General features: G+C 34.3%; 21 protein-coding genes. 14 read left to right on the forward strand and 7 right to left on the reverse strand.

What is annotated here, in order from left to right:
• Positions 1-246: 246 nt before the first annotated feature.
• Complete coding sequence (gene aroB / locus ACKJXD_RS07860) at positions 247-1,326, reverse strand: 3-dehydroquinate synthase (RefSeq protein WP_430875999.1); 1,080 nt, start codon at positions 1,324-1,326, stop codon at positions 247-249.
• A 120-nt stretch (positions 1,327-1,446) separates the two neighbouring features.
• On the opposite strand from aroB, the gene ACKJXD_RS07865 reads away from it, so the two are divergent.
• Positions 1,447-3,048, forward strand: a complete 1,602-nt coding sequence (locus tag ACKJXD_RS07865; RefSeq protein WP_430876000.1) for an NAD+ synthase — start codon at positions 1,447-1,449, stop codon at positions 3,046-3,048.
• A gap of 23 nt (positions 3,049-3,071) precedes the next feature.
• Positions 3,072-3,410, forward strand: a complete 339-nt coding sequence (gene glnB / locus ACKJXD_RS07870; RefSeq protein ID WP_065586186.1) for a nitrogen regulatory protein P-II — start codon at positions 3,072-3,074, stop codon at positions 3,408-3,410.
• Between the two features lie 7 nt (positions 3,411-3,417).
• Here glnB and ACKJXD_RS07875 read toward each other — a convergent pair whose 3' ends face one another.
• Complete coding sequence (locus ACKJXD_RS07875; protein WP_220216415.1) at positions 3,418-4,041, reverse strand: hypothetical protein; 624 nt, start codon at positions 4,039-4,041, stop codon at positions 3,418-3,420.
• Between the two features lie 320 nt (positions 4,042-4,361).
• On the opposite strand from ACKJXD_RS07875, the gene ACKJXD_RS07880 reads away from it, so the two are divergent.
• Positions 4,362-4,988, forward strand: coding sequence for a TfoX/Sxy family DNA transformation protein (locus ACKJXD_RS07880; protein ID WP_220216416.1), 627 nt, complete (start codon positions 4,362-4,364; stop codon positions 4,986-4,988).
• Between the two features lie 125 nt (positions 4,989-5,113).
• Here ACKJXD_RS07880 and rhlB read toward each other — a convergent pair whose 3' ends face one another.
• Positions 5,114-6,346: an ATP-dependent RNA helicase RhlB gene (rhlB, locus tag ACKJXD_RS07885; RefSeq protein WP_430876001.1), complete on the reverse strand. Its 1,233-nt coding sequence runs from the start codon at positions 6,344-6,346 to the stop codon at positions 5,114-5,116.
• Positions 6,347-6,500: 154 nt separating this feature from the next.
• Between rhlB and trxA the strand changes: the two genes are divergently transcribed.
• The 5 genes from trxA to nrdG all read left to right on the forward strand — a co-directional run bounded on the left by trxA (position 6,501) and on the right by nrdG (position 13,062).
• Entirely contained in the window at positions 6,501-6,827 is a 327-nt protein-coding gene (trxA, locus tag ACKJXD_RS07890; protein WP_220216417.1) for a thioredoxin TrxA, read from the forward strand.
• Positions 6,828-7,211: 384 nt separating this feature from the next.
• Entirely contained in the window at positions 7,212-8,474 is a 1,263-nt protein-coding gene (gene rho / locus ACKJXD_RS07895; protein ID WP_065555809.1) for a transcription termination factor Rho, read from the forward strand.
• Between the two features lie 178 nt (positions 8,475-8,652).
• On the forward strand, positions 8,653-10,068 hold the full coding sequence (gene gndA, locus ACKJXD_RS07900) for an NADP-dependent phosphogluconate dehydrogenase (protein ID WP_220216418.1): 1,416 nt from the start codon (positions 8,653-8,655) through the stop codon (positions 10,066-10,068).
• A 376-nt stretch (positions 10,069-10,444) separates the two neighbouring features.
• Positions 10,445-12,580 (forward strand): anaerobic ribonucleoside-triphosphate reductase, encoded by a 2,136-nt coding sequence (nrdD, locus tag ACKJXD_RS07905; protein WP_430876002.1) that lies wholly within the window; start codon positions 10,445-10,447, stop codon positions 12,578-12,580.
• 17 nt (positions 12,581-12,597) lie between these two features.
• Positions 12,598-13,062: an anaerobic ribonucleoside-triphosphate reductase-activating protein gene (nrdG, locus tag ACKJXD_RS07910; RefSeq protein ID WP_267350452.1), complete on the forward strand. Its 465-nt coding sequence runs from the start codon at positions 12,598-12,600 to the stop codon at positions 13,060-13,062.
• Between the two features lie 14 nt (positions 13,063-13,076).
• Here nrdG and can read toward each other — a convergent pair whose 3' ends face one another.
• From can to ACKJXD_RS07930, 4 genes are all read right to left on the reverse strand, one after another.
• On the reverse strand, positions 13,077-13,736 hold the full coding sequence (gene can / locus ACKJXD_RS07915; RefSeq protein WP_430876003.1) for a carbonate dehydratase: 660 nt from the start codon (positions 13,734-13,736) through the stop codon (positions 13,077-13,079).
• An 80-nt stretch (positions 13,737-13,816) separates the two neighbouring features.
• The gene (locus ACKJXD_RS07920; protein WP_220216422.1) at positions 13,817-14,875 is read right to left on the reverse strand and encodes an FAD-binding protein; all 1,059 of its coding nucleotides are present in this window, start codon (positions 14,873-14,875) and stop codon (positions 13,817-13,819) included.
• Between the two features lie 372 nt (positions 14,876-15,247).
• A complete protein-coding gene (locus ACKJXD_RS07925) occupies positions 15,248-16,288 on the reverse strand; it encodes a CobW family GTP-binding protein (protein WP_430876004.1) in 1,041 nt (346 codons plus the stop codon).
• 16 nt (positions 16,289-16,304) lie between these two features.
• A complete protein-coding gene (locus ACKJXD_RS07930; RefSeq protein WP_065558673.1) occupies positions 16,305-16,502 on the reverse strand; it encodes a YbdD/YjiX family protein in 198 nt (65 codons plus the stop codon).
• 295 nt (positions 16,503-16,797) lie between these two features.
• Here ACKJXD_RS07930 and murA point away from each other — a divergent pair, with 295 nt between their 5' ends.
• The 6 genes from murA to ACKJXD_RS07960 all read left to right on the forward strand — a co-directional run bounded on the left by murA (position 16,798) and on the right by ACKJXD_RS07960 (position 22,433).
• Positions 16,798-18,057, forward strand: a complete 1,260-nt coding sequence (gene murA / locus ACKJXD_RS07935) for a UDP-N-acetylglucosamine 1-carboxyvinyltransferase (protein ID WP_430876005.1) — start codon at positions 16,798-16,800, stop codon at positions 18,055-18,057.
• Between the two features lie 50 nt (positions 18,058-18,107).
• The gene (locus ACKJXD_RS07940; RefSeq protein WP_430876006.1) at positions 18,108-18,683 is read left to right on the forward strand and encodes a DJ-1 family glyoxalase III; all 576 of its coding nucleotides are present in this window, start codon (positions 18,108-18,110) and stop codon (positions 18,681-18,683) included.
• 11 nt (positions 18,684-18,694) lie between these two features.
• Positions 18,695-19,600 (forward strand): cation diffusion facilitator family transporter, encoded by a 906-nt coding sequence (locus ACKJXD_RS07945; RefSeq protein WP_430876007.1) that lies wholly within the window; start codon positions 18,695-18,697, stop codon positions 19,598-19,600.
• 87 nt (positions 19,601-19,687) lie between these two features.
• Positions 19,688-20,650 (forward strand): 6-phosphofructokinase, encoded by a 963-nt coding sequence (gene pfkA / locus ACKJXD_RS07950; RefSeq protein ID WP_430876008.1) that lies wholly within the window; start codon positions 19,688-19,690, stop codon positions 20,648-20,650.
• A 331-nt stretch (positions 20,651-20,981) separates the two neighbouring features.
• The gene (locus ACKJXD_RS07955) at positions 20,982-21,230 is read left to right on the forward strand and encodes a GNAT family N-acetyltransferase (protein WP_220216428.1); all 249 of its coding nucleotides are present in this window, start codon (positions 20,982-20,984) and stop codon (positions 21,228-21,230) included.
• A gap of 132 nt (positions 21,231-21,362) precedes the next feature.
• Positions 21,363-22,433, forward strand: a complete 1,071-nt coding sequence (locus ACKJXD_RS07960; RefSeq protein WP_430876009.1) for an acyltransferase family protein — start codon at positions 21,363-21,365, stop codon at positions 22,431-22,433.
• The last annotated feature ends 600 nt before the right edge of the window (positions 22,434-23,033 follow it).

Consider the following 23,033-nt stretch of genomic DNA (forward strand, 5'->3'; position numbering starts at 1 on the left):
TATTGATTAATTGATATGGGTATAATTGCACACGCTTTAAAACCTGTTGTTAATGGTTTGAATACTTGCAAGAGGAGAGTGATATTCCCTTAATATTAATAAATTTTAAGGCGGAAACATATTCCGCATTAAATATCATGTTTATAAATAAACGCTAATAAAACCTGATAGTGACTTAATCACTCAATATTATCCGTGCATGGATTAATAACGATAAAAACGTTGCTATTAGTTAATTAGTTCAATTTAAGTTCGCGCTATCGATTGTATGACTACATTTTTATCAATTCCATCAATCACTTCAGCATGACCAATCTGGGTTGGAATCACTAATCTCAGTTTGCCTGATAAGACTTTTTTGTCACGGAGCATGTGTGGTATATAAGATTCAATCGACATTTGTGTTGGTCTAACAACGGGTAGTTTGGCTTTTATGAGTAAATTTTTAATGCGATCGACTTCCGTCACTGAAAGTTTACCCAATATGGATGCAGTATGCGCAGCCATGACCATTCCCACACTGACTGCTTCACCATGTAGCCAATTGCCATAGCCAAGTTCGGCTTCGATCGCATGTCCATAAGTATGACCAAGGTTAAGTATTGCTCGCATATCTTGCTCGGTTTCATCTGCGGCGACCACTTGGGCTTTAAGCTCACAGCAGCGATAAATACAGTAACTTAGTGCATTTACATCTAAATTGAGTAAATCATTAATATGCAGCTCTAACCAATTAAAAAAATCACTATCTAAAATAATGCCATACTTAATCACTTCTGCTAAACCTGCCGAAAGTTCACGCTGTGGTAGCGTTTTTAGACAATGAAGATCAATGACAACTGCTTGTGGCTGATAAAATGCGCCGATCATATTTTTGCCCAATGGGTGATTAATCGCGGTTTTACCGCCTACCGATGAATCAACTTGGGAAAGTAACGTCGTGGGTACTTGGATGAATTTAATACCACGTTGATAAGCTGAAGCTGCAAATCCTGCTACATCACCAATCACGCCACCACCTAATGCAATCAGGATTGAATTACGGGTATGGTTATTGGCAAGTAACGCCGTTAACATCTTGTTCCATGTTTCCATCGTTTTGTATTGTTCACCGTCAGGAACAATAACACAATCTGTTTCAATGCCATGCGTTTTAAGCATGTCGATTAGATTTTGCAAATAAAGTGGTGCAATGGTTTCATTTGTTGCAATCATTACCCGTTGACCTGCTTGAAGTTTAAAATGTTCAAATTCATTAAGAAGGTTTTCACCAATAGTGATGGGATAGCTACGTTTTGCTAGTGCCACATTTAGAATTTTTTGCATAATTATTTCCAAACAAGTTCAAGTCGAGTTAATGTTGCATGTTAGCGATAAAAATGTGGCAGTGCAACATAGAATCATTTAAACTTATCGGCAATTTTGTTTTATGAAATTAAATTTTATATGGCTATATCTATTGTTTTAGCACAAAAAAATTGGCGTGTGGGTGATATAGAAGGCAATACTGAGCAGATTATCGAACTGATCAAGCGCCATTCATGCCACGACCTGATTATATTCTCTGAACTGGCTTTATGTGGTTATCCACCAGAGGATCTTATTTTCCGCTCCGATTTTAAAGCTCGTTGCCAAAAAGCGTTATTGTCTATTCAAGAGGTAAGCAAGCAGTGTGCTGTTATAGTCGGTCATCCATCCTGGCAAAATGGAGAAATCTATAATTCACTTTCATTTTTTTCGGAAGGGAAACAGTTGGCTTGTTATCATAAGCAGCTGTTGCCAAACTATGATGTCTTTGATGAAAAGCGTTATTTTACAGTCGGTAATCAAAATGGTACTGTAAATTTTAAAGGAAAAAAATTAGGGTTATTAATTTGCGAAGATCTTTGGCAAAATGATCCTATCGATCAGCTTAGTGAACAAAAAGTTGATTTGGTGATCACAATAAATGCTTCTCCTTATGATTATCAAAAACAGAAAAATCGTCAAGCATTGATCCAAGATCATGCTACACGAACACAACTACCGATTGTTTATGTTAATCAAATTGGAGGGCAAGATGAGTTGATCTTTGACGGCGGTTCGTTTGTTTGCAATGAAAAAGGCGAGATTGTTTGTCAAGTTAATCATTTTGAAGAACAAATTACTCATTTTGAATTTGGTCTCGATCATCCTGCATTGGAAATTCGTCAGAATCATGATTTAGCTTCTGTTTATGATGCGTTAGTGCTTGCAACACGTGATTATATTACGAAAAATGGTTTTCAAGGTGCAGTATTAGGGCTTTCAGGAGGGATTGATTCTGCTTTAACACTCGCCATTGCGGTTGATGCGTTAGGTAAAGATAAAGTACAAGCGGTAATGATGCCGTTTCGATATACTGCTGATATCAGTATCGCTGATGCTAAAGAAGAAGCCGAAATTTTAGGCGTAGAATTTGATATTGTATCAATAGAACCAATGTTTGATGCATTTATGTCGTCTTTAAGTCCAATGTTTGCAGGTACACAAAAAGATACCACTGAAGAGAATTTACAAGCCCGTTGTCGGGGTGTCATTTTAATGGCACTGTCTAATAAACGTCGCAGACTGGTGTTAACAACGGGTAATAAAAGTGAAATGTCGGTCGGTTATGCCACTCTTTATGGGGATATGGCAGGCGGATTTGATGTACTTAAAGATGTTCCTAAAACCTTGGTTTTTGCATTATCCAAATATCGAAATACACGATCTTATGTTATTCCAGAACGCGTCATTACTCGTCCGCCTTCTGCCGAACTTGCACCAGATCAGAAAGATGAAGATAGTTTACCTCCTTATGATATTTTAGATGGTATTTTAAAAGGCTATGTTGAGCAGGATCTTTCCGTTGCAGAACTGGTTGAGCAAGGCTATGATGAATCAACAGTAAGACGAGTCATAAAATTAGTTGATATTAATGAATATAAACGACGCCAATCAGCAGTAGGGCCTAAAATTACGGCACGTAACTTTGGTAAAGGCAGACGCTATCCGATTACTTCTGCTTTTGGATTTAAGAATTGGTAATATCGAATAAAAGGCAAATAGAGATGAAAAAAATTGAAGCGATTATCAAACCCTTTAAATTAGATGACATTCGAGAGGCGCTTGCTGATCAAGGTATTACTGGTATGACGGTGACCGAAGTTAAAGGTTTTGGTCGCCAAAAAGGACATACCGAGCTTTATCGTGGTGCTGAATATATGGTGGATTTTTTACCCAAAGTAAAAATTGAACTGATAGTTCCTGATGATATTTTGGAAATGTGTATTGAAACAATTATGAAAACTGCACAGACAGGAAAAATTGGGGACGGTAAGATTTTTGTGTATAACGTAGAACAGGTAATACGTATTCGAACGGGTGAAATGGATGAATCAGCTATTTAAAAAATATTTACTGAATATCAGGGCGTTCATGTTTCAATAATTCTGAGCTCACTGCACCTTGGATAGAACACATAAGTAAAGTTAAGTTTGCATTTTTTTCAAGTAATAATAACTTTTCAGCAGTGTTAGGTGCAGGAATGGTTTTTACACCGACTACCGTTCCTCTATTATCGTGCCAAACTTGAATGTCTTCGTTAATATTGCGAATTTTAGGGTTAGCAATGTAAAGTTGGTTATCTTCCATAATTTTCCAATTTAACGTACTCAGTGTATTTTTGATTTTGTTAATATCATTATCAATAATAAATCCCCAAAAATAATATTTCCCAATTTTACCTAAATCCATGGCACTATCATAATACCCTTTTATTGTTAAGTTTTTATAAATAATAGGTGTTGAAAAATAGATAAAGTTTTTGGTGGAGTCAAATCTACTAGAGACAGGAATGTAAGCTAATTTTTCATCGATAGTTTGAACATTAGTGAATTTTTGTATTTCATTTTTATTATTATAAACAGCGGTAAAAAAATTAGGATCGCAAAGAATAAACGACTCAATTAAAGGTTGTTTACCTGCATGTGCCGTCAATGTAAAAAATAGAAGAAAAGGACCCAAAATTTTTTTTATCATGATAGTAGATCAAAGCAAAATGAATATTATTAATATGAACTAGTAAAGATTGTATAATTATTAAAACATAATAACAATCTCTAAGCTATTTTTCTTTATTTATAACCTATCAAATAAGTGTTAACACAATATTTTAAAACGTGTTTTTTTAATAATAAAAATATCTATTTCAATAAGTAATACGATTTATGGAAGGTAGATCGCATAATTATGAATTGCTCATAAAAATAGTTGGAGTATTTAAAAAAATACGATAGTTTTAATTGTAAAGTTAGTTATTTTAGTAATTTAATATAATAATTAAAAAATGGAAATAAAATATGAGTTCAACATTTGCAAAAAAAATATTAAATAAATTTTCTACATTAGATGATATTTCAACTAAAACTTTTTTTGGTGGATTTAGTATTAACAGTGGTACGACAATGTTTGGTTGGATCGGGCCTAACGATTTTTATTTAAGAGGGCATGCATCTTATCGTTCTTTTTTTATTAAACAGGGAATGGAACCTTTAACTTTATCTTCAGGGATATCAACTAAATTGCTTGATTATTATAAAGTTAATGATGAATGGCTAGATGATCTCCCTAAATTACATTCGATTGCTAACATGGTAATAGAACACGCCAAACAAGAACAATTAGAAAAAAATGAGATAAAAACTAAGCGAATCAAAGAGCTACCCAACATGACATTATCACTTGAACGATTGTTATTTAGTGTTGGAATTAAAGATGTAGATACATTTCAAAAAATAGGACATTTAGAAGCATATCATAAGATCAAAAATAAAAAAGAAGAGATATCGATCAATATTCTCTTTATATTATATAGCTCATTGCAAAGATGCCATGTGGCTTCATTATCAAAAACAACCAAAAATGAAATTGAGCTTGCCTACAAATATTTTTTAGAAAATATGGCTCAAACTCCATATGCTGTTTAAATGATAGAGATTAAAGACCATTAACTCTATAAAAGAAAATAGGTTATTTGCTATCTAAAAATGAGTAACTTTAGTATGTAAACTCATTTTTAGATAACAATAATATTTTAAAACTATCTATCTATTTATTGAGAAGATGATCTTTTACGAGGAGGTCGTCTAAATGCTTTGGGAGTAGGTAAGTCAGTCAATAGTGCTGAAGGATCATATTGACTAACTGGAATAGCATGATCGATTGCTTTTTCAATGGCAGGTAAATTCTGGGAATAACGCTCACATGCAAGCGAAATAGAGTTACCATCTGCTCCTGCACGCCCAGTACGACCGATTCGGTGGCGATAATCATCACAATCATCAGGAAGATCATAATTAAATACGTGTGTTACATTCGGAATATGTAATCCACGTGCTGCAACATCTGTTGCAACCAGAATATCAATATCACCTCGCGTGAATTGTTCTAAAATAGATAAACGTTTTTTCTGAGCAATATCACCCGTTAACAATCCAACTCGATGACCATCAGCAATTAAATGACGCCAAATTTTCTCACAAGCGACTTTAGTATTTGCAAAAATGATACAACGATCTGGCCATTCTTCTTCGATAAGTGTTTGTAATAAAGCTAATTTATCTTCATTTGATGGGAAAAATAATTCTTCTTTAATGCGGTGACCAATTTTTTGTTCTGGTTCTACTTCAACATATTGAGGATTGTTCATATGCTCAAACGCAAGTTCGCGTACATTATGCGTTAACGTTGCAGAAAATAACATGGTTAAGCGTTTTTCTGGCGGTGTCATGTGTTTAAATATCCAACGTACATCTCGAATAAAACCTAAATCAAACATTCGATCTGCTTCATCTAAAACTACAACTTGGATTGATTCTAAATTAATATATTTTTGTTTAGCATAATCAATCAAACGCCCTGTTGTGGCAATTAAAATATCTACACCTGCGGATAACATCTTTAATTGTTTATCATATCCATCACCACCGTAAGCTAATCCTAATTTAAGGCCGGTTTCTTTCGCTAATAATTCTGCATCATGGTAAATTTGCACAACTAATTCACGCGTAGGGGCAATAATGATAGCTCTTGGTTGATTAACTTTATGGTCGGGTAAAGGTTGATGATTCAACAAGTAATTAAATGTTGATGCCAAAAACGCCATTGTTTTGCCAGTGCCTGTTTGTCCTTGACCAGCGATATCAATTCCTTTTGTTGTGAAAGGTAAAGCTTGTTCTTGAATTGGCGTACAATAAACAAAACCTTTTTTTTCAAGTGCTTTTATCACCAATGGATGAAGTGGAAATTGATTAAATGTTGTTTTGGTAAGATAAGATTGAATCATTGTGATTTTAAAATTAATTATCGGAATAGTTAGATTATAACATACTAAACGCAATGGCATCACTAATAATTATGCTCTATTAGAATAATTACTGGCTAAGAAAATAAAAATATCCTAATATAAAACCATATAATTCTATTTGTGGAGATAATAAATGAGCAATAATATTGTTTCTCTTTCTGAAACGACTTTTGATAAGACTATCAAAGAAGCGACAAAACCCGTTTTGGTTGATTTTTGGGCTGAATGGTGTGGACCTTGTAAAATGTTAGCCCCAATTTTAGAAGAAGTCGCCCAAGAATATAGTGATAAAATTGTGATTGCAAAATTAGATGTGCAAGAAAACCCGAATATTGCACCTAAATTTGGAATTAGAGGTATTCCAACTTTATTGATTTTTAAAAATGGGGAAGTTGTTGCAACTCAAGTGGGTGTCTTGTCTAAAGCTCAACTTAAGAGTTTTATTGATGAACAACTTTAAAGTTGCTTTACTTTTTTTAAGTATCAGATTCAGTATATTAATCAAAAAGAGTAATTAAATTGAGTATTACTCTTTTTTGATTGACTTTTTATACTAATTTTTACAAATTTATAAAAACAAACTCAATTTATTATAGACATATTACTGTTTTTAGTGTAAATTGCTAACTTCTTACGAAGATTCCTTTCTACAATTCATTGTTTTTCTTGATAAAGTGGTGAAAATTCTGCATTCAGCAAATATTAAATTATCATTAAAAGCTTCATAACTGATTGGATTTACGTATTGTCGGAGAAGGGATTATTTATAAGTAAATGAAATGAATAAACAAAAATAACATTAATTGCAAACATATCAATTTTATCCTCAAGAATTTTTAAAATTATGAATTTAACTGAATTAAAAAACACATCTGTTTCCGAGCTGGTAACGCTTGGTGAAAAAAAAATGGGGCTTGAAAACCTTGCCCGACTTAGAAAACAAGACATTATCTTTGCAATCCTTAAACAACACGCCAAAAGCGGTGAAGATATTTTTGGTGATGGTGTACTTGAAATTTTGCAAGATGGATTCGGATTTTTGCGCTCAGCTGATAGCTCATATTTAGCTGGACCTGATGATATATATGTCTCACCAAGTCAAATTAGACGATTCAATTTAAGAACTGGTGATACCATTGCAGGTAAAATCAGACCCCCTAAGGAAGGCGAGCGTTATTTTGCTTTGTTAAAAGTGAATGAAGTCAATCATGACAAGCCTGAAGATGCCCGCAATAAAATTCTTTTCGAAAACTTAACTCCACTTCATCCTAATTCTCGCTTACGTATGGAACGTGGGAATGGATCAACTGAAGATATCACCGCCAGAGTACTTGATTTAGCTTCACCAATTGGTAAAGGTCAACGTGGTTTAATCGTTGCTCCGCCGAAAGCGGGTAAAACAATGTTGTTGCAAAATATTGCTCAAAGTTTAGCGGTCAATCATCCTGAGTGTGAACTGGTCGTATTGATGATTGATGAACGTCCAGAAGAAGTTACCGAAATGCAACGTTTAGTTAAGGGTGAAGTGGTAGCATCAACTTTTGACGAACCAGCAGCAAGACATGTTCAAGTTGCTGAAATGGTTATTGAACGAGCAAAACGCTTAGTTGAACATAAAAAAGATGTCATTATTTTGTTAGACTCTATTACGCGTTTAGCTCGAGCTTATAACACAGTGGTTCCGTCATCAGGTAAAGTATTAACCGGTGGTGTCGATGCTAATGCGTTACATCGTCCAAAACGCTTTTTTGGTGCTGCTCGTAATGTCGAAGAAGGTGGTAGTTTAACGATTATTGCCACTGCGTTGATTGACACGGGGTCAAAAATGGACGAAGTGATTTACGAAGAGTTTAAAGGTACGGGTAATATGGAAGTGCATTTATCTCGTAAAATTGCTGAGCGTCGTGTATTCCCAGCTATTGATTTTAACCGTTCAGGTACGCGTAAAGAAGATTTAATGACTTCACCAGATGAACTACAAAAAATGTGGATCTTACGCAAGATTCTTAACCCTATGGGTGAAATCGATGCAATGGAGTTTTTAATTGATAAACTTGCCATGACGAAAACGAATGACGAGTTTTTTGAAATGATGAAACGCTCGTGATTTTTATGGTAGAGATGTTAAACCAGTAAAGTTATAAAAATGCCGTATTCTGTGCTGATACGGCATTTTTTGTGGCAAATATTGCATAATTTTATTTTATAAAACTTATTTAAAGTTTTGGATGTTGTTAAAAACCTTATTAAAAAGGTTGTATAAGATTAAATAAAGGAGCCAAATCATGTCTAAACAACAAATCGGTGTTATTGGAATGGCGGTCATGGGGCGTAACCTTGCGCTCAATATTGAAAGTCGTGGGTTTTCTGTTGCTATTTACAACCGTTCTAAAGATAAAACAGAACAAGTTGTCGCTGAGCATTCCGATAAACAATTGGTTCCTTACTTTACGATTGAAGATTTTGTCAATGCTTTGGAAAAGCCGCGTCGTATATTAATCATGGTTCAAGCAGGTAAAGGAACTGATGCGGTGATTGATGAATTACGTCCTTTACTTGATAAAGGCGATATAATCATTGATGGTGGTAATGCTTATTTTGAAGATACGATTCGCCGTAATAAAACACTTTCTGAAGAAGGATTTAACTTTATTGGTGCCGGTGTTTCAGGTGGTGAAGAAGGTGCTCTAAAAGGTCCTTCAATTATGCCTGGTGGACAAAAAGAAGCGTACGAATTAGTTGCTCCAATCTTAGAAAAAATTGCTGCTAAAGTTAATGGTGAGCCTTGTGTCACCTATATAGGGCCAAATGGGGCTGGTCATTACGTCAAAATGGCTCATAACGGTATTGAATATGGCGATATGCAATTAATTGCTGAAAGTTATTCTTTATTAAAACACGCAGCAGGTCTAAATAATGACGAGCTTGCTCAAGTTTTTACTGAATGGAATAAAGGTGAATTAGATAGTTATCTCATCGAAATTACGGCCGATATCTTTAAACATAAAGATAAAGACGGTAATTATTTAGTGGATGTGATTCTTGATGCAGCAGGTAATAAAGGAACGGGTAAATGGACTAGCCAAAGTGCTTTAGATTTAGGTGAACCCTTATCATTAATTACTGAGTCAGTATTTGCACGCTACCTTTCAGCAATTAAAGAGCAACGTGTTGTGGCATCTAAAGTTTTAAGTGGTCCAAAACAGGCTGCTTACTCGGGTGATAAACAAGCGTTAATTGAAAAAATCCGTAAAGCACTTTATATGGGTAAAATTATCTCTTATGCTCAAGGCTTTGCTCAATTAAAAGCTGCCTCCCATCAATATCAATGGAACTTGAATTATGGTGAAATTGCGAAAATCTTTAGGGCAGGTTGTATTATTCGGGCTCAGTTCTTACAGAAAATTACTGATGCTTACGCGGCGGATAACGAAATTGATAATTTATTACTCGCTCCATACTTCACGCAAACCGTCGAAGCTTACCAACAATCACTGCGTGATGTTGTGTCTTTAGCTATACAACAAGGTATTGCTGTACCGACATTATCTGCCGCTATTGCATATTATGATAGCTATCGTTCAGCGGTATTACCGGCTAATCTCATTCAAGCACAACGTGATTATTTTGGTGCTCATACTTATAAGCGTATCGACAAAGAAGGTGTTTTCCACACTGACTGGTTGAACAATGAGTCATAGAATATAAAAACTCACTACTGTTTAAAAAATAAAGTGCAAGTGAGTCTTGCACTTTTTCTTTGTGCTTGATGTTTCTTTGCAAAACAATCTTTCTTATCTTTAGGCTTTACATATCAAAAGACTTATCGTGCTTGGCTTAAAGCTTGTCAAGTAATTTAATTTCGTAAAATATCTAGAAAAGCACAATATATGGTGTATAATCTCAATATATCTACTATATATAGTATTATTTAAGCTGTGTGAAAATCTCTGTCTAGCTCAAAAGCACTTAATATTCTTATAAGAAACGAATAATTCTTAATAATTACAATGAATATTAATATGTGTACTAAACTTTGCCCAAGCGCTAATTATTAATGAATATTGAGGAGTATATATGCCTGTAGTTATCAAACGTGATGGTTGCCAAACTGCGTTCAATGAGATTCGCATTAAAGATGCTATAGTCAAAGCTGCTGTTGCAGCGAATGTTAATGATCCAGATTATTGTGCTGACGTTGCTCGTATTGTTACCAATCAGATGAGCGAACGTGAAAGCGTTGATATCAATGAAATCCAAAATGCCGTTGAAAATCAATTAATGTCAGGTCCTTATAAAAAATTAGCGAGAACTTATATCGAATACCGCCACGACCGTGATCGTGCCCGTGAAGAGCGTAGTCGTTTAAATCAAGATATTCGTGGGTTAATCGAACAAAGTAATGTGGCTATTTTGAATGAAAATGCCAATAAAGATAGTAAAGTGATTCCAACTCAGCGTGATCTACTGGCAGGTATTGTGGCAAAGCATTATGCTAAACAGTATTTGTTACCAAAAGATGTTTCTCGTGCTCATGATGTTGGAGAAATCCATTATCATGACTTAGATTATGCGCCTTTCTTTCCAATGTTTAACTGCATGTTAATTGATTTAGATGGAATGTTAACCAATGGTTTTAAAATGGGTAACGCCGAAATCGAACCGCCAAAATCTATTGCAACTGCAACTGCGGTTACCGCACAAATAATTGCTCAAGTCGCAAGTCATATCTACGGTGGAACAACAATCAATCGCATTGATGAAATATTAGCAAAATTTGTAACCATTAGTTATCAAAAACATAAACAGATTGCTGAAGAATGGCATATTCCTAATCCTGAAGCCTATGCAGAAAGTCGAACGCAAAAAGAGTGTTATGATGCGTTTCAATCGCTTGAATACGAAGTTAATACCTTACACACTGCTAATGGTCAAACACCATTTGTAACTTTTGGTTTTGGTTTAGGTACCAGTTGGGAATCACGTTTAATTCAAGAATCCATATTAAAAGTGCGTATTAAAGGTTTAGGTAAAAATCACAAAACCGCAGTTTTCCCTAAACTTGTTTTTGCTATTAAAGATGGTATTAATCGTCAGCCTGATGACAAAAATTACGATATTAAACAACTTGCATTAGAGTGTGCAAGTAAACGTATGTACCCTGATATTTTAAACTACGATAAAGTTGTTGAAGTGACTGGTTCATTCAAAACACCTATGGGATGTCGAAGCTTCTTAGGTGTTTATGAAGAAGACGGTGAACAACTTCATGACGGTCGTAATAATTTAGGTGTGATTAGTTTAAACTTGCCACGTATTGCCATTGAAGCAAAAGGTAATGAAGCAAGCTTTTGGGAACTTTTAGATAAACGTTTAACGCTTTGCAAAAAAGCCCTGATGACACGTATTGCCCGTCTGGATGGCGTTAAAGCACGTGTTGCACCAATTTTATATATGGAAGGGGCATGTGGCGTAAGGCTAAAAGAAGACGATAGTGTGTCTGAAATTTTCAAAAATGGTCGAGCTTCAATTTCGCTTGGTTATATTGGGCTTCATGAAACATTAAATGCATTATACGGTAATCAAACACATCCTTTTGATAGCGAAATTTTACGAAAAAAAGGCGTAGCTATTGTTGAACATTTACGTAAAGCGGTTGAACAATGGAAAGAGGAAACCGGTTATGGATTTAGTCTATACAGTACACCAAGTGAAAACTTATGTGATCGCTTCTGCCGTCTTGATACAGCTGAATTTGGTGTTATACCAGGAGTGACAGATAAAGGTTACTATACCAATAGTTTCCATTTAGACGTTGAGAAAAAGGTCAATCCGTACGAAAAGATTGAGTTTGAAAAAGCGTATCCTGCGGTGGCAAATGGTGGGTTTATCTGTTACGGTGAATATCCAAATATGATTAACAATGTTAAAGCGTTAGAAGATGTTTGGGATTATAGTTATTCTCGAGTACCTTACTATGGTACTAATACGCCAATTGATGAATGTTATGAATGTGGTTATACCGGTGAATTTTCATGTACCAGTAAAGGGTTTGTTTGTCCAAGTTGTGGTAATCATGATTCTGCCAAAGTCTCGGTAACTCGCCGTGTTTGTGGGTATTTAGGTAGTCCCGATGCACGTCCATTTAATGCAGGTAAACAAGAAGAAGTTAAACGTCGTGTTAAACATTTGGATAATGGGCAAATTGGTTAAAAAATTATTACCTATTTATGAACTATCATCGTTACTATCCTGTTGATGTTGTAAATGGTGAAGGTACTCGATGTACGCTTTTTGTTGCTGGCTGCGTTCATCAATGTCGTGGCTGCTACAATAAAAGTACATGGTCATTAGATTCGGGTTTACCATTTACACAGTCAATAGAAGATCAAATCATCAAAGATTTACAAGATACAGAAATAAAACGTCAAGGATTATCGCTTTCTGGCGGTGATCCTTTGCATCCTCAAAATGTGCCAACAATTTTAAAATTGGTCAAACGTGTAAAAACAGAATGTGATAACAAAGATATTTGGCTTTGGACAGGCTATAAACTTGATGAGTTAACACCCGAACAACAGGCTGTTATCCCGTATATTGATGTCTTAATTGATGGCAAATTTGTTCAAGAACAAGCCGATCCAAAGTTATTATGGCGAGGAAGCAGTAATCAAATTATTTACCGCTTCAAATAAATATGAGCCAATAATTATTGATCTTTGTGTAAATTTAAAAGATAAGAAATCGCTTCCCGATAATTAATTTCAAGATTTTCGCTACTTGATGAAGTAATATGCAAATCGGTAATCTTACCGTTACCAATACCATACACCCAACCATGCAAATTGACTTTTTGACCGCGTAACCAAGCTGACTGTATAATGGTTGAATGCCCTAAATTATAAACTTGTTCAATAACATTTAATTCGCATAATATATCCATGCGAAGTTCAGGCGAAAATTTACCAATTAGTGAACTATTTCGGAACCATAGGTCACGAATATGTAACAACCAATTATTGATTAAACCAAGATCTGGATTTTCGACCGCAGCTCGAATACCCCCACAGTCCAAATGACCGCAAACAATAATATCTTCAATTTTTAGCACATCAACAGCATATTGCACGACCGATAAACAGTTAAGATCCGTGTGAATTACTTGATTGCCGACATTTCTATGGACAAACATCTCTCCCGGTTTGAGCTTGATCAGTTTTTCTGCTGGAACACGGCTATCCGAACAGCCGATCCATAAAAATTTAGGGTTTTGTTTAACTGCAAGTTGTTTAAAAAATTCAGGATCTTCCTGTTCAATCTTTTCTGACCATTCGTGATTAAAACGAATTAAATCGTTGACGTCAAACATAATAATTATTTCCTAATCTATTTCATCGATATGATTAAACTATTTTATTATTTAATTAACAGTAGGCAGTCTAATATAATTTATTCCATATTTATATGCTGAATTTTACTTTTCATGATTAATTTACGCCAGAAAGGGGTAGTTAATATTTTGGCTTTGACTATTTTACTGTATAGCTTTAATCGTAACGGCAATGTTTTAAAATAGTATCGTTTATTTGGATCGGGATGAGCGCTATTTAAAATTTTACTTAAAATTTCGGCGCTATCAAGTGCATAGCTAATTCCTTCTAAAGAACTGGCACTAATAAATCCTGCCGCTTCACCAATTAAAAAAATATTTTCGTTTCCAGTATAAAAATCACGAAATCGGTTTGGATAAATCACTAAGCATTTTTCGGTCTTATGGGGTTCCCCGAAAATAAATCCTTGCTGAGTTAATTTTTCTTTCAGACTTTCAAAATGTTTATTGGCTGTTTTTTTAGGAAATGCGCCACCAAAAATAAATGACCCGTCTTTTGAAATGCTCCAAGCATAACAATTGGTTGATTGATTATCAAAAATACAAGAATAAAAAGGATGTGGATGCTTTTCTGCAAACCATTGTTGTATAGCAACATACTGTCTTATTGAATGGGAAGGATAGCGCATTCGTCTGACTAGTGAATTTGCGCCATCTGCGCCAACAACATAACGAGTTGTGATTTTATGCTCTATATTATTTTCATCAAGATAAGTAATTTGATAACCTTCTATAATACGCATCACTTCTTTACATAATGCATTGTGATGCACTTCAACAGATGATGGGATAAGTGATTTTAACCATAAGTCAAATTTATGTCGATTAAAGCTAACATAGGTGCGTTGATAATTACGAACAAGGTTAGTTTGTAAATCGTAAGTTTTAACACTAAAAATTTGAGGATCCGATAAAATATCAGTAGGCAAATTAAGCTTTTGCCGAATAAATGATTTTTGTGCATCATTCGCTAATAATCCACCACAAGGCTTATGAAAACCTGCATCGCCAGATTGATGCTTTTTATCGAATGCAATAATTTTAAATGATGGGCTAAGTAAACGTGCTAAGGTACTGCCTGCAGGTCCAAGACCTACAATTGCGATATCATAATCCATACTATTGAGTCATTTATCATGTTAATTTTAAATGGCGCCTATGTTATCATAATTGAATTTAATATTACTATTATGTATGCGACTTTGTGTATATAATTTGTCTCTAAATTGCTGGCAAATCAACCTTTTTGTGATTGCATTAGTGATTTCATAGAATTAAAAAGTAGCATTGATTCCCGTTTTTATTCTGATTTTATGGAACAAAAGGAATAAAGATAAAAATGGTACCCGCTTAAATGAGAAAATAGGTATTGGGTGATATAAAATAAAATTTAACCGTTATTAAATACTCATAAAGGAGAGTGAATACGATATATGATTTTCAATAACGGAATAAATTGATGTAATACCCCATTGAATGCAAGTTAACAATTATGTTTTCATGGTTTCTAAAAATGCCTTATTTAACTCGTCAAAAGGTAGAGGACGACTAATAACAATTAATTTAGACATTTTTTCTTGTTCATTTTGCCAAGGCGAACCATAATCAAATCCTACCACTTTATGAACACCTTGCACTATTAAACGTTGTGCATTCCCTTTGATAGCCAGTACACCTTTATAACGCAACATGTCATTACCATATTGCTCAACAAGTTGTTCCATAAATGCCCCTATCTTTTTTAAATCAAGTTCTTTTGCTTCGAAAAGATAGGAACAGATTTCATCATTTTTAAGTGAATGAGATTTTTTTAATGGAATGAGTTTAAAGCCTGATTGGTGTTTTGAGCTTGTGTCAATGACAAACAAGCCTCGATTAATGATGAGTTCATCACTCAAATCAAATGCGTGAATATCTAGCCATGCTGATTTTGGAATTTGACCATTAACCGCTTCAATTATCATTGCTTTATGATTAATATGGTGAAGTCGGTTTATAACATGATTTTTTTGTTCATCATCAACACAATCCGTTTTCGTTAAAATAATGCGATCTGCAAAACCGATCTGTGAAAGGGCGACTCGATGTTCATCAAGATGTGTTAGTATGTGTTTAGCATCGACTAAAGTGATTATTGCATCTAATTGAATCGTTTCTCGAATCAATTCATCAATAAAAAATGTTTGTATGATTGGCGCAGGATCGGCAAGGCCTGTCGTTTCAATAATAAGACGATCGAATTGTAATTCACCTGCGATGCGTTTAGCATGCAGTTGATGTAGTGCTTCAGTTAGTTCGCCTTGAATAGTACAACAAATACAACCATTAGTAATTTCGACAATTTGAATATCCGTGCTGACATTAAGTAATTTACTGTCAATATTTACCGGCCCGTATTCATTTTCAATAATTATTGTTTTTTCGTTACGGTTATTTTCTAATAAATAATTAATTAACGTTGTTTTTCCTGCACCAAGAAAACCAGTTAATATCGTGACAGGAAGTAAAGAAGAATTAATTTGCTCAGTCATGACATATTCTTAATTGTTAACAACATTTAAACCCACCTTTGCCTGAATAACGTGCTTCTTGGCGTTCTTTAAAAAACTCTTCATAAGTCATTGGTGTTTGTTCTGGATGGGTCAACTTCATATGTTGAACATAAGTGTCATAATCGGGAATACCAACCATTAACTTAGCAGCTTGCCCAAGATACTTACCAGCTTTTGCGAGTGAATCAAACATGTCTTTTCTCTTAAATAAAATTGTTTTTGTTAAGTAATAATATCACGCTAAATATGACAAATTTAATGGCGATTACTCTAAATAACACGACTTAACTATAAGGTGCTTGTTTATTTGAGTCAATCATTGTTTAGCGGGATTTTATCAATTCATAAACAATATGGGAAAGTCTTTAATAAATCCCTTTTAAAAATAATGATAAAGTTGGTTTTTTTAGATATCTTATAAAATTCATTTATCTATTAGCAAATAACTTTTATAATATTTGCCAATTTATCAAACATAAGAGTTAACAATGGAAAAGTTTCACGTTACAGGTCCAACCTCACTTAATGGCGAAGTCGTTATTTCTGGCGCTAAAAATGCAGCGCTTCCAATTTTATTTGCAGCGATTTTAGCTGAAAAACCAGTTGAACTTCAAAATGTGCCTAAATTGAAAGATATTGATACGACTTTAGACTTATTAAGTCAGTTAGGTGTGAAATGTCAACGTAATGGTTCGATTCATCTTGATGCGAGTCATCTCGATAACTATTGTGCTCCTTATGAACTTGTTAAAACAATGCGTGCATCAATTTGGGCTTTAGGGCCGTTGGTTGCGCGTTTTGGACAAGGGCAAGTTTCGTTACCGGGTGGCTGTGCTATTGGTGCCAGACCTGTTGATTTACATATCACTGGCCTACAACAATTAGGCGCAACAATTACCTTAGATGAGGGCTATGTTAAGGCTTCGGTTGAAGGACGATTAAAAGGTGCTCATATCGTAATGGACAAGGTAAGTGTTGGCGCTACAGTTACTATTATGTCTGCTGCCACCTTAGCAGAGGGCAAAACGATTATTGAAAATGCCGCTTGTGAACCAGAAATAGTTGATACAGCTAAATTTTTAAATATGTTAGGGGCAAAAATTACGGGTGCAGGAACTGTTCGTATCGAGATTGAAGGTGTTGAGCGTTTAGGTGGTGGCGTGCATGAGATTGTTTCAGATCGTATTGAAACTGGCACTTTCCTTGTTGCAGCGGCAATATCCAAAGGTAAAATTACATGTCGTAAAACCGATCCAACGCTACTTGATGCCGTCATTGCTAAATTGAAAGAAGCTGGTGCAAAAATTGAAACCGGCAAAGATTGGATATGTTTGGATATGGAAGGTAAACGTGCTAAGGCGGTCAATATACATACCGCACCACATCCTGGCTTTCCAACAGATATGCAAGCTCAATTTTCTCTATTAAATATGGTTGCACAAGGAACAGGAATTATTAAAGAAACGATTTTCGAAAATCGATTTATGCATGTACCTGAGCTTGTGCGTATGGGTGCCAGAGCTGAAATTGAAGGTAATACATTAATTACACACGGTGTTGAAAAACTAAGTGGAACGCAAGTCATGGCAACTGATTTACGCGCTTCAGCAAGTTTGGTTCTTGCCGGTTGTATCGCTGAAGGTTCAACTATTGTTGATCGTATTTACCATATCGACCGTGGTTATGATAATATAGAAGATAAATTGAGAAAATTAGGCGCTAAAATTGAAAGGATTAAAGTCAATTAATCCTATCTAGTCTTTGTGATAACGGTTGACATGTTAAAAGGAGAACAATAATGACTAAACAAGCATTAGTATTCTTATCTCAAGGTTGTGAAGAAACTGAGGCCGTTACCACCATTGACTTATTGACCCGTGCAGGTATAAAGGTTATCACTGCAAGTATTTCTCATTCACGTGAAGTTGCGTGTTCTCGTGGGGTAACTATCCTTGCACAAAAAGTATTTTCCGAAATTAAACACACTGATTTTGATGTGGTTATCTTGCCGGGTGGTTTAAAAGGTGCGGAAAATTTTCGTGATTGTCCTGAGTTAATCGAAAAATTAAAACAAACACATCAATCAGGTAATATTGTTGCGGCCATTTGTGCATCTCCTGCAATGGTTTTACAATATCATCATTTATTCCCTCATGCTTTTATGACCGGTTATCCAACGACTAAAGATGCATTTAAACATTGGAAAGCTGAAAGAGTATACTTTGACGAACAGTATAAAATCATTACTAGCCAAGGTCCTGCGACTTCAATTGATTTTGCTTTAAAAATTATTGATGCTTTATTAGGTAAAACTAAAGCGGCTGAAGTTGCTGAACAGTTAGTACTACCATCAGGAATTGAATCCTATCAATAAATAGGTATCAAATGTCAAATTCACATTTGTACGAAACATTAGTTAAAAAAGCGACATTAAGCGCCGTCTTAATTTCTATTTTTCTAATTACTATCAAATTAATTACTTGTTGGTTCACGGGGTCAATCAGTTTATTTGCTTCACTGCTTGATTCAAGTATAGATTTAATCGCATCCGGTCTAAATTTCTTTCTCGTGAGATATGCATTAAAACCTGCTGATGATGATCATACTTTTGGTCATGGTAAAGCAGAATCACTTGCTGCTTTAGCACAAAGTACGTTTATTATTGGATCAGCGACAATTTTGCTTCTTTCCAGCATTAAATCAATTGTTCATCCTACAGCACTCGAGGTTCCATTATTTGGTATCATCGTGTCTGTCATTTCGACAGTCATTACTTGTGTCTTAGTGTTATATCAACGATATGTGATAAAAATTACGCAAAGCAAAGCAGTGAAAGCAGACATGCTACATTACTCTTCGGATATGTTTATGAATGTCGCAGTAGTAATCGCACTCTGTTTAAGTTGGTATGGCATTACTTATGCAGATGCTGTATTTGCTTTTTTTATCGCTTTATTCATTTGCTATAATGCTTACCTTATTGCCTACAACGCTATTCAAGATCTGCTTGATCGCGCATTGCCTGATAGTGACAACCAAAAAATAGCAGAAATTGTGGCATCATTTCCACAAGTACATGGTTTTCATGATTTAAAAACCAGACAAGCAGGGCCTGTAAAATTTATTCAATTACACATTGAACTTGATGATAACATGCCATTAGTAAAAGCACATGCCATAACCGATGCGGTTGAAAAACATCTTTCTAATGAATTTGCGCCTGCTACAGTCATTATTCATCAAGATCCTATATCGGTTGTTCCTGCTGAAAAAATGAGCGATAAATTATAACCAAAAATAGCTTTTATATTCTATTGTTAGATATCTGTTAAAACTCTATAATAGTTAAAAGTTAATTATTATTTGGAGTTATGTTGTATGATAAAAAAAATTGGTATCTTAACCAGTGGTGGTGATGCACCAGGGATGAATGCTGCGATTCGTGGTGTGGTTAGAACGGCATTAACGGAAGGATTGGATGTTTTTGGTATTCATGATGGTTATTTAGGGCTTTGTGAAGATCGAATTACTCCATTAGATCGTGCTAGTGTGTCAGATATTATTACACGAGGCGGTACATTTTTAGGTTCAGCGAGATTTCCTGAATTTAAAGATAAAGAGGTGAGAAAAAAAGCAATAGCGAATCTCCAAAAACACCAAATCGATGCATTAGTAGTCATTGGCGGTGACGGTTCTTATATGGGAGCAATGCGATTAACCGAAGAAGGATTCCCTTGTATTGGTTTACCCGGCACAATTGATAATGACATTCGTGGCACGGATTATACTATTGGCTATTTTACTGCACTCAGCACCGCCGTCGAAGCTATCGATAGATTGCGTGATACTTGTTCTTCTCATCATCGTATTTCTGTGATTGAGATTATGGGACGGGATTGTGGTGATTTAACTTTAAATGCAGCTGTAGCTGGCGGTTGTGAATTCATGATTATCCCTGAAGTTTCTTATACTAAAGAAGACTTAATTGAAGAAATTAAACTCGGTTTTGCTAAGGGTAAAAAACATGCTATTGTAACCGTTACTGAGCATATGTGTGATGTTAATCAGCTTGCAGCTGATATTGAAGCTGCTGTACATCATGAAACTCGAGCTACTGTGCTTGGTCATGTTCAACGAGGTGGTTCACCGGTTCCTTACGATCGTATTTTAGGTTCTCGTATGGGGGCTTTCGCTGTCGAGTTGTTGCTACAAGGTCATGCTGGACGCTGTGTAGGTGTACAAAATGGTAAATTAGTTCATCACGACATCATAGAAGCAATTAATACAATGAAACGTCCTTTTGATATGGAATTATATAATGTTGCTAAACGTCTATTTTAGCGTTTGCAATAATCATTAACAGGTTCAAAAAGCGATAAATCAACTGAAGGTGAATAATTGATTATAAGGTAGTCTACTTTATTTAACAAAAATTCACCTAATTGATATAAAGTTTATATTAAACTTTTGTACCATCTCATTTTCTAAATTATTTTTTTCATCAAAAAGCATGCTCCAAATTGTGTTTAATTGAAGATATAAAAATAATATTTATTCTGGATATAACTTATTTATACATCTGAAATCTTTTTAGTCTAAAGCCATGCAATAGATCTTTGTTAAAATACCGAATAACCAAGCAACTTATCGTTTTTCTAAATAGGAGAAGATCATGTCGCTAATATATAAAGAAGAACCCGAAAGATTTTGTATTATGGATAATAATAAAGAAATTGCAGAAATGACATTTTCTCGTGTAGGACAAGATAAAGCGACGATTAACCATACTTTTGTTGATTTAAAATACAGAGGTAAAGGTTTGGCTGACAAGTTACTCGATCTCACGGTAAAAAAGTTGACAGATGAACACAGGGAGATTATTCCTATATGTTCATTTGCAGCTAAAAAACTAAAAAAATAAGAGTGTTAATTAATTATAAAAAAGTTTAATTAATATAATTTAAAATGTAGGAGTGTTATAAATACTTATTATTGTGATCTGAATATATGATACAGTATAGAGAATTATGAATTTTTTATTTTGAAGTTTAAAATGACATCTGTAAAAACGAAAAAAATCTATTCTATACATGTATTACGTGGTGTAGCAATAATCATGATCGTATTTAGCCACTGTTTAGGTGTTTTTAAAAATGATGGTTTAATTGCGAATAGCTATTTGTTTTCTTTTTTAAATTTGCTTGCGTTTAATTTCACGACTTTTTTTGTATTGATTGCAGGATTTTTATTTCAACATTTAACATATAAGTTTGATACTAAAAAATATTATCTTTCGAAATTTAAAACAGTATTATGCCCCTATATTTCAGTATCAATATTTTGCTTTCTGTTTTTTCATTTTCAAGATTTATCCAAATTATCTATATTTTCCACTACAGAGCCAAGCATTATAAATAGAGTGACGACTATGTTATTAACTGGTTCATCACTTTTACCATTATGGTTTATTCCAATGATAATCATCATATATGCAATGAGCCCTATTTTTTATTCCTGGTCTAAAAAAAACCTAATTGTAGCTGGTCTTATTTCAATGTTTTGGGTGGTAATGTTCACTAAACCAGAGTTTACTAAACCTTTGCTCAATCTATTGCACTATGGACCAGTTTATTTAATTGGAATGATGATACGACAAAATTATGAAGTCATCATGAAAGCAGTAAAAAATAATCTTATATTAGTCATCGCATTTTTCTGTTTATGCTTTTTTATACCATTCATTGGGCGATATGTCGTAAATCTTGGCGTTGAAAAACTTTATCTCGACACGTTACAGAAAATTATTCTTTTCATCTTAGCTCTTTATTTTCTGGATGGACTAAATCATAAAACAAACGATGGAAAGATATATAAATTTTTTTCCTTTATGGCAAATATAAGTTTTCCAATATATTTCATTCATGAAATTATTATTTTTCAACTTGAAAAATTACTCTTTATTTCACCAATTGGTAACTTGGCACTAACACCAAATGGTTCGTTAGCATCAATTGGTGCTATTGGATTATTAATATCAACCTTACTGATAAGCGTAATAATTGCGAGTTTAATAAAGATTGTCTTTAAAGATAAATCGGTATTTCTTATAGGCAGTATACGATAATATAAACTAGCATTTGATTGGGAAACTAAAAAGTTTCTGACTATAAAATATAATCAGGAATATTGTTTAATACATCATGTCAACGAATGCTATAGTTTATTTCAGTTTATTTAAGCTATTATAAATATAGAACAACATAACAATATATTTAATAAAGATGTTAGCTATTTAATTTAATTTATATCAAATTAAATAATCATACGTGTTGTGCAAATATGATTCAAACGAAAAAAAAATTGCAATAATTACTTGCATGATTTTTTTAAGGCTCTATAATGCGCATCCACTGACACGGCGTCAGCGAAAGCAGGCGATAAAAGAGGTTAGTGAGCAGGATCAAAAATTTTGAAAAAAGATCTTGACGAATAAAAAGGTGTAGCGTAGTATACGCAGCCCTTGAGACAGTAAAAGCGAAAGCAAAAAAATACTGTCAGCTCTTTAAAAAGAAGAAACAGACAATCTGTGTGGGCACTTGCGAGACGAAAGATAAAAAGTCTACGGACTCAAAAAATTAAGTCTTGATAAGTGACACTGAAGATTCATTTGAATATGTCAGAAACAGTTATTGAGCATCAAACTTTAAATTGAAGAGTTTGATCA

This window comes from Gilliamella sp. G0441, from assembly GCF_050589305.1.
Lineage (GTDB): Bacteria > Pseudomonadota > Gammaproteobacteria > Enterobacterales > Orbaceae > Gilliamella.